The organism is Streptomyces sp. NPDC057302 (assembly GCF_042667685.1).
In the GTDB taxonomy this organism is placed as follows: domain Bacteria; phylum Actinomycetota; class Actinomycetes; order Streptomycetales; family Streptomycetaceae; genus Streptomyces.
The window spans coordinates 205,028-220,597 of the sequence record NZ_JBHUZJ010000003.1 but is presented as its reverse complement, the minus strand read 5'-3'; the positions used below and the strand labels follow the sequence as shown (position 1 = coordinate 220,597).

Below are 15,570 nucleotides of genomic sequence, written 5' to 3'. Positions count from 1 at the left end.
GATCACGGTGGTGCCGTGATCCGCCGCTGTGGTGACAGGACTTGGGAAGCGTCAGAAGAGACGTATGAGATGCCCTACTTCGTCGGCTTCTTGCCTGTTACGCCCAGATGCACCAACAGTGCGAGGTTCGGCTTGAGTTCGGCCTGCTTGACGCCCCGCGTCTGGAAACCCCGCTGGTGCGAGGCGACCGCCGCGAGCATCGCCACCAGGGAGCCGGCCATGGCGGCAGGGTTGACGTCCTTGTCGACCTTGCCCTTGGCCTGGAGCTCCTTGACCGTTTCCGTAAGGGAGTTGTTGACCGAGTTCAGGATCTTCATGCGGAGCTTGTAGAAGCGTTTGTCACCTTCCGCGGCGCCCAGATCGACCACCCGGAGGATCGCGTCGTTCTTGCGCCAGAAGTCGAGGAAGCCCTCGACCAGCTCCTGCGAGGTCTGCCATCCCGCCTTGCCGACCCATGAACGGCCGTCGAGGAGCTGGGTCAACTCAGCGCCCTCCGCGGCCATTTGCTCGGCGATCTCCAGGACGGCGCCTTCGACGTCCGGGAAGTACTGATAGAAGGTCGCGGGTGAAGTCCCCGCCTTCCGGGCGACGTCGATGACTTTGACGTCCCGGTAGGGCGAGGAGCTGAGCATCTCGCTGAGGCAGTCGAGCAGCTTCTGACGCGTCGCCTGACCGCGCCGACCGGCCACGCGGCCGTCGACGGTACGTACCTGTCCTGTCATGCCGTCAGCTTACCGAGGGGTGATCGGAGCGCGATTCGGCCGAGTGCAAATGGGGTTGGAAGCCGTATTGCGGGGGGCATTCTTCTCGGTTTCGCACGCCGATCCGGCGCCATATGTGAATGGTTCAAATGTTCGAATCAAATTTCGCTCACATATCTCCCTCTTCTCACGCCTTCTTTGTCCCACAACACCCCGATCCCGCCCCGGGTTCGCAACCGCCGCCCCGGACAGGAAGAATCAGGGTGCGTGCCGCCGGAGCGGCTCGGTGGTGAGACGCTGCACGGGGCCGCTCATACGGCGCCCGCGTACGGGGAGGTGGCAGGGCAAGTGGTGGATCAGCTGACGCAGCACGATCCGAGGCGGATCGGCCCGTTCGAGGTGCTCGGCCGGCTCGGAGCCGGTGGCATGGGGCTCGTCTACCTCGCGCGCTCCGCGTCAGGACGGCGTGTGGCGATCAAGACGGTGCGGACCGAGCTCGCCGAGGACCAGCTGTTCCGTGTCCGCTTCACGCGCGAGGTCGAGGCCGCGCGCGCCGTGTCCGGTTTCTATACGGCAGCTGTCGTGGACGCCGATCCGCGTGCGGCGGTGCCGTGGCTGGCCACCGCCTACGTGCCCGCTCCCTCGCTCGAAGAAATAGTGAATGAACACGGGCCGCTGCCCACGCAGGCCGTGCGCTGGCTCGCGGCGGGCGTCGCCGAGGCCCTGGAGTCCATCCACGGCGCGGGCCTCGTCCACCGTGACCTCAAGCCCTCGAACGTCCTCGTGGTGGAGGACGGCCCGCGCGTCATCGACTTCGGCATCGCGTCCGGCGTCTCGAACACCCGCCTGACCATGACCAACGTCGCCGTGGGCACGCCGGCGTACATGTCGCCCGAGCAGGCGAAGGACTCACGCAGCGTGACCGGCGCGAGCGACGTCTTCTCGCTCGGCTCGATGCTCGTCTTCGCCGCCACCGGGCATGCGCCCTTCCACGGGGCGAACCCCGTGGAGACCGTCTTCATGCTGCTCCGGGAAGGCCCCGACCTGGAGGGACTCCCGGACGAGCTGCGCCCGCTCATCGAGACGTGCATGCAGATGGAGGCTCCGCTGCGGCCCAGCCCCAACGACCTCCAGGCCCAGCTCGCACCGCACCTCTTCGCCTCGGAGAGCGAGGACGGCGACAGCGGCACGGCCTCCGCGTGGCTGCCGGAGCGGGCCGTCGCGCTGATCGAGGCCCGCAGGGGCGGGCGTGCGCCCGCGCGGGCCGCCGTCGCCGCCTCCGGGCGCAGCGGCGGACGCGGTGGCGCCCCCGCCGTCGCGCCGCCCCCGCCGCGGCACGCGCCGCCGGTGCCGCCGACGCAGCCGCCGCCCTTCGGGGGCGTGCCGGACGCCGGGCCCGTGCATCTGGCCGGGGCGAAGGTGCCGATCGGTCCGGGGCCGCGGGTGGCCGACGCGCGGGCCGTAGCCGTGGGCGCGGTGCCCGCCGACACCGGGATCGCCGCGTCGTGGTCGCGGTCCAAGGCCGCGGCGAACGGCGTGGACCCCGTGGTGCCCGGACCCACCGTCGCGCCGGACGCGGGCGCCGCGTGGCGGCCGTGGCGGTTCCGGATGTCCAACGACGTCTGGGGGACGCCCGCCGTCGCGGGGAACCTCGTGTACGTCACCTCCTTCGAGGTGCACGCCCTGGACGTCGGCACGGGCCGCCGCAGCTTCAAGACACGGGACGTCGCCTGGTCCATGGCGGTCGCCGACGGACGTATCCACGCCTCCGACGGACCCACGCTCTACGCCCTCGACGGCGCCGAGGGCACCGACCTGTGGCGCCTGAACACCGACGCCTGGGTGTACTCCCTCCAGGCCGACCGCGGCACCGTCGTCACCGGGACGCGCGGCGGCGGCGTACAGGCCTGGGAGGCCGCGAACGGCCAGAAGCTCTGGGAGATCACCGGGGCCCAGACCGACTTCGAGACCCCGGAGGCCGGGCCCGTCGTCCACGACGGCACGGTCTACGTGTGGAAGGGCGCGCGCCTGCGTGCCCTGGAGGCCCGCACGGGCGACGAGCGGTGGTCGTACCCCATCGGTGACGCGGCCTCCTGCGGCGGCGTCCCGGTGCGGCTCGCACCCGCGCAGGACGGGTACGTGTACGTGTCCGCGGGGTCCCGGGTCCTGGCGATCGACGTCGCCGCAGGACACGTCCGGTGGCACTTCGAGGCGCCCGCCGCCTTCCTGTGTCCGCCCACGTTCGCGCCGGGGCCCGCGGTCACCGGCGGTGGCGTGTACCTGGCGGACTACCTGGGCACGGTGTACGCCCTGGACGCCACGGACGGCCGGGACCGCTGGCGCATCGCCACGGAGTCCCGGGCGTCGATCGAGCCCGTCCTGGTCGCCGACGGCCACGTCCACGTGGGCAGCGGCAAGGGGCTCTACACCCTGGACGCGGTGACGGGGACGCCGAAGTGGCGCTTCCAGGCGGGCGGCGAGGTCGTCGGCACACCCGTCGTGGCCGACCGGCGGATCCACTTCGGTTCGACGGACCACCTGCTGTACACGCTCAAGGCGGACGACGGCCGCCTGCGCTGGAAGCTGGCCACGGGCGGCGAGATCACCGGGGCGCCGGTGGTGCGGGACGGCGTGGTGTACGCGTGCAGCAAGGACCGGTGCGTGTACGCGCTGGACGCGGAGCGGGGGACCGGCACCGCTCGGTCCTAGCGGACCTGGGTGCCTCTGCTCTCGGGTGCGGATCTTTCCCACCCGTTCACCCCGGGTCGAGCCCCGCCCCACTCGTGACGGCCGTCGTGCCAGCGTTGGAAGGGGCTCCGGACGGCGGCCGTCCACTGGTGACGTTACGCCGAGTGCGTGAACCCTGCCATGCGGGCGGTCCGGGACTCCGGGACCCGTAAGGGGCGCGGGGAACTGCGCGACTGGCCACGACGGTTCCGCACCCGGAAGGGGCCAGGAACATGGCAGCCGCGAAGCCCCGAGCCCTTACTGCCCTCGCTACTGTCCTCGCTCACCTGATGCGGAAGCCGCTGCCGCGCCCCCGCCCCGTGAAAAGCCCCGCCTGCCGCTCCGGCGGCAGGTTGCCGAGCGCGATGAGGTGCGGCGCCTGGGCCAGGGCCTGGGTGCGGGCCGCCTCCTTCGCCGCCCACAGCGCGCGTACGGTGCCTTGGACCGGCTCGGTCGGGTAGGACGCGATGGCTTCGGCCGCGCTCGTCGCCGCCGCCAACAGGTCTTCGGACGACGTCACTTCAGAGACCAGGCCCGTCTCGTACGCCCGCCGCGCGGAGACCCGCTCGGCCGTCCCCATCAGCGACATCCTGGCGACCTCGCCGAGCGGCATGCGCTGCGCCATGAGGATCGCCTCGTACGCGCTGACCATTCCGTACGTCGTGTGCGGGTCGAAGAACGTGGCGTGCTCGGCGGCGACGACGAACTCCGCCTCGCCCAGCAGGTAGAAGGCGCCCCCGCACGCCATGCCGTTGACGGCGGCGATGACCGGCTTCCACAGGTCGTTGGCCTTGGGGCCGATGGAGAGGAGCGGATCATCCATCGAGTAGGGGGAGTCGGGCTGCGGTACGTCCGTGTCACGGTCGATGCCCGTACAGAACGCCTTGTCCCCGGCGCCGGTGAGCACGATCGCCCGCACGGTGTCGTCGAACCGGAACTCCCTCCAGGCAGTGGCGAGTTGAGCGGCGGTCTCGGTGTCGATGGCGTTGTGGCGGGCAGGACGGTCGAGGGTGACGACCGCCACGCCCGCCTCCTTGTCGAACGCCGTGCGCAGGCTCATGGCCGCTCCAGGAGCCAGCGGGGCATCGCGATCCCGCCCACGTCGGTGAACGCCACCTGCACCTTCGCGCCGATGCGCAGGCGCTCGGGGTCGACGGAGTCCAGCGGGGCGTCCGGGGCGGCGACGAGGTTGCCGACCAGGCGGATGCGGGGGGCGTCGGCCAGCTCGACGATGATCGCGTTGTACGGGGCCTGCTCGGCGTAGGCGGGGAGCAGGGGCGGGTGTGGGCGGACGTAGGACCAGATGCGGCCCCGTCCGCTCATCCTGCGCCACTCGCCGTCGAAGGACTGGCAGTGGGGGCAGCAGGGCCTGGGCGGGAACCGGAGCTCGCCGCAGGCGGTGCAGGCTTGTATCCGGAGTTCGCCCTGGGCGGCGTACTCCCAGAAGGGGGCGCCGTCCTTGTCGATGGTGGGGGACAGCAGGGGCTCGGTGGTCGCGTCTGCCATGTTCTCGCCTCTTCCGGGTGCGGGCCGTCGTAGTTGCTCGCGCAGTTGCCCGCGCCCCTAAGGGGCCCGCAGCAGTACCGCCGACGTCGGGACTCCCTCACCTGCGGTCACCAGACACGTGGCCGCGTTGGGCACCTGGGCCGTGCTCGTGCCCCGCAGCTGCTTCACGCCCTCGTTGATGAGGTTGAAGCCGTGGACGTACGCCTCGCTCAGGCCGCCGCCCCCGGTGTTGATCGGCAGGCGCCCGCCGCTCTCCAGTGCGCCGCCTTCCGTGAACGCGCCGCCCTCGCCCCGGCCGCAGAAGCCGTACCCCTCCAGGGACAGCGGGATCAGCGGGGTGAACGCGTCGTAGATCTGGGCGACGTCCACGTCCTCCGGGGCGAAGTCCGCCTGCTTCCAGAGGTGGCGGGCCGCCGTCCAGGCCGGGCCCGTCAGCGGGTCGTCGTTCCAGTAGTTGACCATTCCGTGGTGCTGCGCGGGCAGCCCCTGGGCGACGGAGTGGACGTACACGGGCTTCTGCCGGCAGTCCCGCGCGCGCTCGGCCGACACGATGACGCACGCCAACGCGCCATCCGTCTCAAGGCAGTTGTCGAACAGACACAGCGGCTCGCTGATCCATCTCGACGACATGTACATCTCTCGGGTCAGTGGCCGTTCGTACATCATCGCGGCCGGGTTCTGGTTCGCCCGGTTCCTGCACGCGAGGGCGACATTGAACAGGTGGTCGCGGGTGGCCCCGTACTCGTGCATGTAGCGGCGGGCCAGCATCCCGATCTCGTCCGCCGGGCGGAGCAGCCCGAAGGGGCGCGTCCACTGGCCGGGGGTGGGGAGTTGGACCGCGGTGTTCTTCCAGGGGCGCGGGCCGCTGCCGCGTTTGCGGGAGCGCCAGGCGATGCCGACGTTCGCCTGTCCGGTGGCGACGGCGGACGCGAGGTGCGCGATGGTCGCGCAGGAACCGCCGCCCCCGTAGCCGACCTTGCTGAAGAAGGTCACGTCGCCCGCGCCGATGGCCTTGGCGACCTCGACCTCGTCCGTCTCCTCCATCGTGTACGAGGCGAACGCGTCGACCTCGGACGGCGCGATGCCCGCGTCGTCGAGCGCGGCGACGATCGCCCGGCAGGCCAACGTCTCCTCGTCCTCGGGCAGTTGTTTGGCGAACGCGGTCTGCCCGATTCCGACTATCGCTGTAGCGTCTTTGAGTGAAGCCATGGGCCACGGCACCTCCGCGAGTGGCGAGGCTCCAGGGCTTCGCCATACGTCGTCCCGACTGCTGACAGCGCGTCAGGTTACAGCTAATCTGACGGATAGTCAGCTACTGCGGCGGAGGGGCTTGCGATGCGCGGCGACCTGGAGTGGGGCAGCATCCCGGGACTGGTCCGGGCCGCGGCCGAGCGGTACGGCGACCGGGAAGCGGTCGTCGACGGCCGCGCCCGCGTCTCGTACGCGGAGCTCGGCCGGCGCGTGGAGCGGGCAGCCGCCGCGTGCATGGCCAGTGGAGTCGACTCCGGGGACAGAGTGGCCGTCTGGGCACCCAACACCCTCGACTGGATCGTCTCGGCGCTCGGCGCGGTGACCGCGGGCGCGGTCCTGGTCCCCCTCAACACCCGCTTCAAGGGCGCGGAGGCGTCCTACGTACTGCAGCGCAGCCGCGCGAAGCTGCTCTTCGTGACGGGCACCTTCCTCGGCACGTCGTACGTGGCCTCGCTGCGCCGCGCGGCCGTGGAGGGCAAGGGGGAAGGTCCCCTCCCCGGCCTCCCGCACCTGGAGCAGGTGGTCGTCCTGTCCGACGACGCCCCGGAGGACTTCCGGACCTGGAAGGACTTCCTGGCCGGCGGCGACGGGGTGAGCGCCCAGGACGTACGGGCGCGCGCGGACGGCATCGACGCGGCGGCGCCCTCGGACATCATCTACACCTCGGGCACGACAGGACGCCCCAAGGGCGCGGTCATCACCCACGCCCAGTCCCTGCGCTGCTACGACGTGTGGAGCGAGCTCGCGGGCCTGCGCGAAGGCGACCGCTATCTGATCGTGAACCCGTTCTTCCACACCTTCGGCTACAAGGCCGGGATCATCGCCTGCCTGATGCGCGGCGCGACGATGATCCCGCAGCCGGTCTTCAACGTGGACACGGTCCTGGCGAACGTGGCCGCGGAGAGGATCTCGGTCCTGCCGGGCCCGCCGACCCTGCACCAGTCCCTCCTCGACCACCCCGCCCGCGACCAGTACGACCTGTCGGCTCTGCGCCTGGTGGTGACGGGGGCGGCGGTGGTCCCCCTGCAACTGGTCGAGCGCCTGCGCGCCGAGCTGCACATCGCCACGGTCCTGACGGCTTACGGCCTCTCGGAGGCCAGCGGCATCGTGACGATGTGCCGCCAGGGGGACGCCGCGAAGGTGATCGCGTCGACCTCGGGCCGGGCGATACCGGACACGGAGGTGCGGGTGGTCAGCCCGGGAGGCGAGGAGCTCTCCCCAGGCCATCCCGGAGAGGTGCTGGTACGCGGACACAACGTCATGCAGGGCTACTTCGAGGATCCGGCGGAGACGAAGAAAGCGGTCACGCCGGACGGCTGGCTGCGGACGGGTGATGTCGGGGTCCTGGACGAGGCGGGCAATCTCCGGATCACGGACCGGATCAAAGACATGTTCATCGTCGGCGGCTTCAACGCCTATCCCGCCGAGATAGAGCAACTCATCGGAGTGCACCCGCAGGTGGCGGACGTGGCGGTCATCGGTGTCCCGGATCCGCGCCTCGGCGAGGTGGGCAAGGCGTACGTGGTGCGGCGTTCGGGGGCGGTCCTCACCTCCGACGACCTGATCGCGTGGTCGCGCCGCGAAATGGCGAACTACAAGGTCCCCAGGGAGATCGAGTTCGTGACGGAGCTGCCGAGGAACGCGAGCGGCAAGGTCGTCAAGCGTGAACTGCGAGGCACCAGAGCCTAGTTGCTGGTCGCGGCCCGCTCCCCGGCACTGCGCTCCACGCAGAACTCGTTGCCCTCCAGATCGCTGAGCGTGACCCAGCCACGCCCGTCGGCCACCCGATGGTCGCCCACCACCTTGGCCCCGAGCTCCACGAGCCGCTCGACCTCCTCGTCACGGGTGCGGTCCTGCGGCTGAAGGTCGACGTGCAGCCGGTTCTTCAGGGCCTTGCCCTCGGGCACGGTCACGAAGAGCAGAGTGATGCCGTCGGCCTCGACGAGGGCTTCCGGATCACCGGGAAAGTCGTCGTCGGAGATTTTCCCACCGAGCACTTCGGCCCAGAAGGTGCCCTGACGGTAGGCGTCGGAACAGTCGAACGTGAGGTGGCGCACAAGTGAGGTCATGCGCCGCACTATCGGGGAGGGGCGCGGGGGGTGTCCAACGAGTTTCCGGCGCGGTGATGCCGGAGCCCGACTCTACTTGAACGCGCGTTCTGAACCTCTGTTCTGAACGGACGTTCAAGACTGTTGTACGGTGGATCCATGGGACACCGAGAACAGCTGATGACCGGCGCCAAGCGATGCCTCCAGGAGCGGGGATACGCCCGCACGACATCGCGGGACATCGCGGCCGCCGCGAACAACGCCCCCGTAGGGACGATCAACTACCACTACGGCTCCAAGGAGGCCCTGCTCAACGCCGCCCTCCTGGAGACCCTCATGGAGTGGGGCACGGCGATCGTCGACCGTCCGTCCGAGGCGGAGGGCGGCGGTGCGCCCGAGCCCCTGGAGCGGATGTGGGCCCGCATCATCGGCTCCGAGGCCACGGACCGGCCCATGCTCGTCGCGAGCACCGAGGCCTTCGCGCAGGCTGAGCGCGCCCCCGAGATCCGCGAACAGATCGCCGCCGCGTACGAGCGCGCGCGCCCCGAGATGGCCGCCCACCTGCACGGCATCGACGCCGCCGACGACCCGGACACGGCCCGCGCGGTCGGCTCGGTCCACATGGCCCTGGTCGCGGGCCTGACCCAGCAGTGGCTCATCGACCCGGACCACGCCCCGTCGGCCCACGACGTGGCGGTCGGCCTGCGCGTCATCGCCCGGCGGCTCGAAGAGGAAGCCGGGGCAGGGTCCGGCTCGACCGCCGACTGACCGAACGACCACGGGAAGCGGGAGCGGAAGTGCCGAAGCCCTTCACCCACCTGCACGTTCACACCCAGTACTCGCTCCTCGACGGCGCCGCGCGGCTCGGCGACATGTTCCAGGCCTGCACCGACATGGGCATGTCCCACATCGCGATGACGGACCACGGCAATCTGCACGGGGCGTACGACTTCTTCCACCAGGCCCAGGGCGCAGGCGTCACGCCGATCATCGGCATCGAGGCGTACGTCGCCCCGGAGTCCCGCCGCGACAAGCGCAAGGTGCGGTGGGGCCAGCCGCATCAGAAGCGTGACGACGTGTCCGGTTCGGGTGGTTACACGCACAAGACGATCTGGGCGGCGAACAGCACGGGCCTGCACAATCTCTTCCGGCTCTCCTCGGACGCGTACGCGGAGGGCTGGCTGCAGAAGTGGCCGCGCATGGACAAGGGGACGATCTCCCAGTGGTCGGAGGGTCTGATCGCGTCCACCGGGTGTCCTTCCGGTGAGCTCCAGACCCGCCTACGTCTGGGCCAGTACGAGGAGGCCCGCAGGGCGGCGGGCGAGTACCAGGACATCTTCGGCAAGGACCGCTATTTCCTGGAGCTGATGGACCACGGCATTGAGATCGAACGCCGGGTCAGGGACGGCTTGTCGGAGATCGGCAGAAGCCTGGGGATTCCCCCGCTCGTCACCAATGACTCGCACTACACCTACGCCCGTGAATCCGCCGCGCACGACGCCCTGCTCTGCATCCAGACGGGCAAGAACCTCTCCGATCCCGACCGCTTCCGTTTCGACGGCACCGGCTATCACCTGAAGTCGGCGGACGAGATGTACGCCGTCGACTCCTCGGACGCCTGGCAGGAGGGCTGCCGGAACACGCTGCTGGTGGCCGAGCAGATCGATACGACCGCAATGTTCGAGAAGCGCGACCTGATGCCCAAGTTCGCTGTTCCGGACGGCTATTCGGAGATCAGCTGGTTCCGGGAGGAGGTGGCCACCGGAATGCGGCGCCGGTTTCCCGAGGGGGTGGGGGACGCGTATGCGCGGCAGGCCGAGTACGAGATGGACATCATCATCCAGATGGGGTTCCCCGGCTACTTCCTCGTGGTCGCCGACTTCATCATGTTGGCCAAGAAGATCGGCATCGCGGTAGGCCCGGGACGCGGCTCGGCGGCCGGCTCCCTGGTCTCGTACGCGATGGGCATCACGGACCTGGACCCGATCACGCACGGCCTGATCTTCGAGCGCTTCCTGAACCCCGAGCGCGTGTCGATGCCGGACGTCGACATCGACTTCGACGAGCGCAGGCGCGTGGAGGTCATCCGCTATGTGACGGAGAAGTACGGCGCCGACAAGGTTGCCATGATCGGCACATACGGAAAGATCAAGGCGAAGAACGCCATCAAGGACTCCGCTCGGATCCTCGGATATCCGTACGCGATGGGCGACCGCCTGACGAAAGCGATGCCACCGGACGCGGGCGGAAAGGGAATCGATCTCGCCGGCATCACGGACCCGTCCCACCCCCGCCACGGCGAGGCGGGTGAGATCCGTGGAATGTACGAGGGCGAACCCGACGTACGGAAGGTCATCGACACCGCAAAGGGCGTCGAGGGCCTGGTCCGGCAGATGGGTGTGCACGCGGCCGGCGTCATCATGTCCAGCGAGCCGATCACCGACCACGTACCGGTGTGGGTGCGGCACAGCGACGGCGTGACGATCACGCAGTGGGACTACCCGCAGTGCGAATCGCTCGGCCTGCTCAAGATGGACTTCCTCGGCCTGCGGAATCTGACCATCATGGACGACGCGGTCAAGATGGTGGCGGCGAACAAGGGCGTGGCACTGGACCTCCTCTCCCTCCCCCTTGCGGATTCCCGCACCTTTGAACTCTTCGGGCGTGGTGACACGTTGGGGGTCTTCCAATTCGACGGCGGCCCCATGCGCTCGCTGATGCGGCTGATGAAACCGGACGAGTTCGAGGACATCACGGCGGTCACGGCGCTGTACCGCCCCGGCCCGATGGGGATGAACACCCACACCAATTACGCCCTCCGCAAGAACGCCCAACAGGAGATCACCCCGATCCACCCGGAGGTGGAGGAACCCCTGCGGGACGTGCTCGGCCTGACGTACGGCCTGGTCGTCTACCAGGAGCAGGTGCAGAAGGCGGCGCAGGTGCTCGCGGGATACACGCTGGGCCAGGCGGATCTGCTGCGGCGCGCGATGGGGAAGAAGAAAAAGGAGGTCCTGGACAAGGAATTCGTCCCGTTCCGCGACGGCTGCCGGGAGCGGGGTTACGGGGACGAGGCGATCCAGGCGGTGTGGGACGTCCTGGTGCCGTTCGCGGGCTATGCGTTCAACAAGGCGCATGCGGCGGCGTACGCACTTGTCTCGTACTGGACGGCGTACCTGAAGGCGAATTACCCGGCCGAGTACATGGCCGCGGTGCTGACTTCCGTCCGGGACGACAAGGACAAGTCGGCGGTCTATCTCAACGAGTGCCGCCGGATGGGGATCAAGGTCCTGCCGCCGAACGTGAACGCGTCGGTGGCGAACTTCGCGGCGCAGGGTGACGACGTCATTCTCTTCGGCCTGACGGCGGTACGGAACGTCGGCGCGAACGTGGTCGACTCGATCATCAAGTCCCGCGAGCGGAAGGGTAAGTACGCATCCTTCCCGGACTACTTGAAGAAGGTGGACGCCACCGCCTGCAACAAACGGACGACCGAATCCCTCATCAAGGCGGGGGCTTTCGACGAGATGGGACATACGCGCAAAGGCCTTACGGCCTGCTATGAACCTCTGATCGACAACGTCGTACAGGTGAAGAGGAGGGAGGCGGAGGGCCAGTTCGACTTGTTCGGCGACGGTGGCGGCGACGGAGGTGGAGGCGGAGGTGGTGACGGGGATGGTGCCGCGGGGGCGACGGTGCTCGCGCTCGACGTCGAGTTCCCGTCCGACGAGTGGGAGAAGAGCCATCTCCTGGCCCAGGAGCGCGAGATGCTCGGCCTCTACGTATCCGACCACCCCCTGTTCGGCATCGAGCACGTCCTGTCCGCCAAGGCCGACGCGGCGATCGCGAGCCTGACCGGGGGCGAGCACGCGGATGGTGCGGTGGTGACGATCGGGGGCATCATCTCAGGGCTCCAGCGGAAGGTGACGAAGCAGGGCAACGCGTGGGCGGTCGCCACGGTGGAGGATTTGGCGGGGTCGCTGGAGTGCATGTTCTTCCCGGCGACGTACCAGTTGCTGTCCACCCAACTGGTCGAGGACACCGTGGTGTTCGTGAAGGGCCGCCTCGACAAGCGGGAGGACGTGCCGCGCCTGGTGGCGATGGAACTCTCGGTCCCCGACCTCTCGCGCGCGGCGGCGGACGCCCCCGTCGTACTCGACCTGCACGAGCCCCAGGTGACCCCGCGCTCGGTGGCCCAGCTGAAGGAGATCCTCCGCTCGCACCCGGGCCCCACGGAGGTGCGGCTGCGGGTGCGGGGGAGGGAACGCACGACGGTGTACCGCCTCGGGTTCCGGATCGCGGTCAGCCCGGAGTTCTGGGCGGACCTGAAGGCGGCGGTGGTGGTGGAGCGGGGGGCGTAGGGGGTCCAGGAGGAACCAGGGCTGAGCCATTTGCCGAGTCGGCAAAGTTTCTCGCGGGCGATGTGAGTGGTGGCCCAGGATCATGAGGTAGGCACTCATCCGCGTACGCATCCGCATACGCATCCGCATACGCATACGCACCCACCCACCCACCGTCTCCACTGTCTCCACCGACCCGGGAGGAAACATGCCGCACCCCACCCAGCACCACCGACTGGTGGACGTCCCCGGCGGCCGGATCCACCTCGTGGAGCAGGGAACGGGGCCGCTCGTCCTCCTCGTCCACGGCTTCCCCGAGTCCTGGTACTCCTGGCGCCACCAGCTACCGGTGCTCGCCGAGGCGGGCTTCCGTGCGGTGGCGATCGACGTGCGGGGCTACGGGCGTTCGTCGAAGCCGCGTGAGGTGGAGGCGTACCGGATGCTGGCGCACGTCGCCGACAACGTCGGTGTCGTACGGGCCCTCGACGCGGAGACCGCGACGATCGTGGGCCACGACTGGGGCTCGGCCATCGCGGCCAACTCGGCGCTGCTGAGGCCGGACGTCTTCACGGCGGTGGGGCTGCTGAGCGTCCCGTACGCGCCGCGGAACGGCTTCCGGCCGACGGACGCGTTCGCCCGTATCGGCGGGGACGAGGAGTTCTACGTCAGCTACTTCCAGGAGGAGGGGAGGGCGGAGGCCGAGATCGAGCCGGACGTGCGGGGGTGGCTGGCGGGCTTCTACGCAAGCCTGTCCGCCGACACGATGCCGTCGCCCGACAGCCCGAGCCTCCACTTCGTCCCCCGAGGCGGACGAATGTCGGACCGCTTCCCGACAGGGCCGGCCCTGCCCTCCTGGCTGACGGAGGAGGACCTCGACGTCTACGCGTCCGACTTCGAACGCACGGGCCTGACGGGCGGCCTCAACCGCTACCGCAACGTCGACCGCGACTGGGAGGACCTGGCCCCCTGGGACGGCGCCCCCCTCACACAGCCGTCCCTGTTCATCGGCGGCGACCAGGACGCGTCGACGACATGGCTGGCCGACGCGATCAAGGCGTACCCGCAGACCCTGCCCGGCCTGCTGTCCTCGCACATCCTCGATGGGTGCGGGCACTGGGTGCAGCAGGAGCGGGCGTACGAGGTGAACCGGCTCTTGGTGGAGTGGTTGAGGGAGTTCCACGCGGCGTGAGGAGTCCCACGCGGATTGAGTGGCTTGAGTGGCTTGTGAGGGTGATCGGCGCATGGTTGTCCACAGGGGGGCACGGGGCGGGGCCCGTTGCGGGAGCCTTGCGGGATGGGGGAATCGGGAAAATCGGTGAAATCGGGGGATCCGCAACCGTTGGGACTGCGGGAGCTGGTCGTCGAGGGGGTGCTGCTGGCCCGCTGGGCCAGGGAGGCGGGGTGGCCCCGGAGCAAGCTGTTCCGGACGCTGGCCGCCGAGGGGTGGACGCGGATCCCGGGCGGAGCCTGGGCGGAGCCGGGTCGCGCGGTGGACCTGAAACTGCGCCTCTGGGCCGGGCAACTGGCCATGCCGGGCCTGGTGGCGAGCCACAGGGCAGCGGCGGTGCTCTGGGGCATCGAGGTGCTGCGCGAGGAGGTGGAGTTCACCGACCCGCGCCGGTCGCGACGCCGGGCAGGGGCGCGTACGCACTGGCTTGAGCTGCCGCCTCAGGACGTCACCGTGACGCGGGAGCTAAGGGTGACGACGGTCGCGCGCACGCTGGCCGACCTGCTGCGAGGCGGGACGAGGGACGAGGCGCTCGTGGCGGTCGACTCGGCGCTGACCCGGCGGACGGTCGGCCGTACCCGGCGCCCTGCGCTGACCGGTACGGCCGCGCTCGCCTCGGCCCTGGACGCCCCCCTGCCGGGCGCCACCCGGGCGCGCCACTGGCTGGCGCTGGCCGATCCGCTCGCCGGTTCACCGGCGGAGACGGTGGCGCGGCTACGGATGCACGACGCGGGCCTGCGCCCCTCGACCCAGGTGGACCTGCTGACGCCGGCCGGCCGCCGCTGCCGCCCCGATTTCCTCTTCCGGGAGGAGGGCGTGGTCGTCGAGATCGAGGGCTACGCGTACCACGGCTCACGCGAGGCCCACCGCCGCGACCTGGCCCGCTACAACGACCTCGCGGCATGTCCGGAGGTGAGGGTGGTGCTGCGTTTCGGCGCGGAGGAGGTCTTCGGGACCCCCGCCGCATTCATCACGAAGATCAAGCAAACCCTGACCCAGATACGAGGCACGCCCACCACCCGCTGAGCGTGTGGGGGGGGATTGCAGGAAAGTCCCACCGGAACGGGACTTATAGGGCGGGTTGGTGGGACTTTCCTGCAATCCGCGGGTGGTCAGTGGCCTGTGGGGGGTGTCATGCAGCCGGTTTCCATGAAGGGGCCGTTCGCCTTTGCCTCGTAGTTGGTGGGTTGCACGAGCGCGGTGACGCAGGCGTCAGCGTTCACGCGGAGTCCGATCATGGTGCCCTCGGGGGTGACGTACTCGTCGTTCTCGTAGCTCGCGTACATGTCGCGGACGGTGAGTTCGCCGCTGAGGATCTTGCCCTTGCTGCCGTACTTCTCGATCTTGTAGCCGAGTTCACCGGTGAGCGCGGACCGCACGCTCTCCGGGTCCCATTTCCCCTTCGCGTGCAGCCGCTTGAGTACGGGCTCGATGCGGGCGGCCTCGGCCTGCGCGGCTTCCTCGCTCGCGGGGGACATGTCGGCGGGGCGGCGGTAGGCGTTGTTGTCGCCGTTGTGGGGTGCGCCGTCCACGACGCCGGGCTCCACGTAGGGGGAGGCGCCGGGGGAGGGGGAGTTGGTGGGGGCCGTGCTGGAGGCCTGGCTCGGCTCGGGGGCGGTGGCCGGGGCTGCGGCCGAGCCGTGCGGCTTTTCGCCGCAGCCGGATATCAGGGCGGCGCCCATGAGGAGAGCGGACACCGCGCCGAGGCGCCGCCGCTGCGTTGAGGTGACCATGCGGACCATGCCGGTGACTCTGCCATGGTTGCCCGG

Annotated in this window: 12 protein-coding genes; 6 read left to right on the top strand and 6 right to left on the bottom strand. The window is 69.7% G+C overall.

Annotated features, from left to right (window positions below; translation table 11 throughout):
• Positions 1-74: 74 nt before the first annotated feature.
• Positions 75-722 carry a TetR family transcriptional regulator gene (locus ACFUPX_RS04105; protein ID WP_383315532.1) on the bottom strand — a complete coding sequence of 216 codons (648 nt, stop codon included), beginning with the start codon at positions 720-722 and terminating at the stop codon, positions 75-77.
• A 327-nt stretch (positions 723-1,049) separates the two neighbouring features.
• Between ACFUPX_RS04105 and ACFUPX_RS04100 the strand changes: the two genes are divergently transcribed.
• Positions 1,050-3,410, top strand: a complete 2,361-nt coding sequence (locus ACFUPX_RS04100) for a PQQ-binding-like beta-propeller repeat protein (RefSeq protein ID WP_383315529.1) — start codon at positions 1,050-1,052, stop codon at positions 3,408-3,410.
• Positions 3,411-3,711: 301 nt separating this feature from the next.
• On the opposite strand, the gene ACFUPX_RS04095 is transcribed toward ACFUPX_RS04100, so the two are convergent.
• Genes ACFUPX_RS04095 through ACFUPX_RS04085 form a run of 3 tightly spaced genes read right to left on the bottom strand, consistent with a single transcriptional unit; the run spans position 3,712 to position 6,143 of the window.
• Positions 3,712-4,488 (bottom strand): enoyl-CoA hydratase/isomerase family protein, encoded by a 777-nt coding sequence (locus ACFUPX_RS04095; RefSeq protein ID WP_383315527.1) that lies wholly within the window; start codon positions 4,486-4,488, stop codon positions 3,712-3,714.
• Complete coding sequence (locus tag ACFUPX_RS04090; RefSeq protein WP_383315524.1) at positions 4,485-4,934, bottom strand: Zn-ribbon domain-containing OB-fold protein; 450 nt, start codon at positions 4,932-4,934, stop codon at positions 4,485-4,487. Before ACFUPX_RS04090 ends, ACFUPX_RS04095 begins: the two co-directional genes overlap by 4 nt.
• A gap of 57 nt (positions 4,935-4,991) precedes the next feature.
• Entirely contained in the window at positions 4,992-6,143 is a 1,152-nt protein-coding gene (locus ACFUPX_RS04085) for a lipid-transfer protein (protein ID WP_383315521.1), read from the bottom strand.
• Positions 6,144-6,269: 126 nt separating this feature from the next.
• Between ACFUPX_RS04085 and ACFUPX_RS04080 the strand changes: the two genes are divergently transcribed.
• On the top strand, positions 6,270-7,874 hold the full coding sequence (locus tag ACFUPX_RS04080; protein WP_383315518.1) for a FadD3 family acyl-CoA ligase: 1,605 nt from the start codon (positions 6,270-6,272) through the stop codon (positions 7,872-7,874).
• On the opposite strand, the gene ACFUPX_RS04075 is transcribed toward ACFUPX_RS04080, so the two are convergent.
• On the bottom strand, positions 7,871-8,254 hold the full coding sequence (locus ACFUPX_RS04075; protein ID WP_383315515.1) for a VOC family protein: 384 nt from the start codon (positions 8,252-8,254) through the stop codon (positions 7,871-7,873). The two genes, ACFUPX_RS04080 and ACFUPX_RS04075, sit on opposite strands and share 4 nt — an antisense overlap.
• A 138-nt stretch (positions 8,255-8,392) precedes the next feature.
• Between ACFUPX_RS04075 and ACFUPX_RS04070 the strand changes: the two genes are divergently transcribed.
• The 4 genes from ACFUPX_RS04070 to ACFUPX_RS04055 all read left to right on the top strand — a co-directional run bounded on the left by ACFUPX_RS04070 (position 8,393) and on the right by ACFUPX_RS04055 (position 14,827).
• On the top strand, positions 8,393-9,001 hold the full coding sequence (locus ACFUPX_RS04070; RefSeq protein WP_383315512.1) for a TetR/AcrR family transcriptional regulator: 609 nt from the start codon (positions 8,393-8,395) through the stop codon (positions 8,999-9,001).
• Positions 9,002-9,030: 29 nt separating this feature from the next.
• Complete coding sequence (gene dnaE / locus ACFUPX_RS04065) at positions 9,031-12,594, top strand: DNA polymerase III subunit alpha (RefSeq protein WP_383315509.1); 3,564 nt, start codon at positions 9,031-9,033, stop codon at positions 12,592-12,594.
• Between the two features lie 187 nt (positions 12,595-12,781).
• Positions 12,782-13,762 carry an alpha/beta fold hydrolase gene (locus ACFUPX_RS04060; protein WP_383315507.1) on the top strand — a complete coding sequence of 327 codons (981 nt, stop codon included), beginning with the start codon at positions 12,782-12,784 and terminating at the stop codon, positions 13,760-13,762.
• A gap of 150 nt (positions 13,763-13,912) precedes the next feature.
• A complete protein-coding gene (locus tag ACFUPX_RS04055) occupies positions 13,913-14,827 on the top strand; it encodes an endonuclease domain-containing protein (RefSeq protein ID WP_383315504.1) in 915 nt (304 codons plus the stop codon).
• 86 nt (positions 14,828-14,913) lie between these two features.
• On the opposite strand, the gene ACFUPX_RS04050 is transcribed toward ACFUPX_RS04055, so the two are convergent.
• Positions 14,914-15,543 (bottom strand): hypothetical protein, encoded by a 630-nt coding sequence (locus tag ACFUPX_RS04050; RefSeq protein WP_383315501.1) that lies wholly within the window; start codon positions 15,541-15,543, stop codon positions 14,914-14,916.
• Between the last annotated feature and the right edge of the window lie 27 nt (positions 15,544-15,570).

Excerpts from the sequence above, each read along its gene's own strand:
- ACFUPX_RS04080 (WP_383315518.1), top strand. The coding sequence starts at position 6,270 with ATGCGCGGCGACCTGGAGTGGGGCAGCATCCCGGGACTGGTCCGGGCC.
- ACFUPX_RS04050 (WP_383315501.1), bottom strand. The coding sequence starts at position 15,543 with ATGGTCCGCATGGTCACCTCAACGCAGCGGCGGCGCCTCGGCGCGGTG.
- ACFUPX_RS04095 (WP_383315527.1), bottom strand. The coding sequence starts at position 4,488 with ATGAGCCTGCGCACGGCGTTCGACAAGGAGGCGGGCGTGGCGGTCGTC.
- ACFUPX_RS04090 (WP_383315524.1), bottom strand. The coding sequence starts at position 4,934 with ATGGCAGACGCGACCACCGAGCCCCTGCTGTCCCCCACCATCGACAAG.
- ACFUPX_RS04060 (WP_383315507.1), top strand. The coding sequence starts at position 12,782 with ATGCCGCACCCCACCCAGCACCACCGACTGGTGGACGTCCCCGGCGGC.
- ACFUPX_RS04070 (WP_383315512.1), top strand. The coding sequence starts at position 8,393 with ATGGGACACCGAGAACAGCTGATGACCGGCGCCAAGCGATGCCTCCAG.
- ACFUPX_RS04105 (WP_383315532.1), bottom strand. The coding sequence starts at position 722 with ATGACAGGACAGGTACGTACCGTCGACGGCCGCGTGGCCGGTCGGCGC.
- ACFUPX_RS04075 (WP_383315515.1), bottom strand. The coding sequence starts at position 8,254 with ATGACCTCACTTGTGCGCCACCTCACGTTCGACTGTTCCGACGCCTAC.
- ACFUPX_RS04085 (WP_383315521.1), bottom strand. The coding sequence starts at position 6,143 with ATGGCTTCACTCAAAGACGCTACAGCGATAGTCGGAATCGGGCAGACC.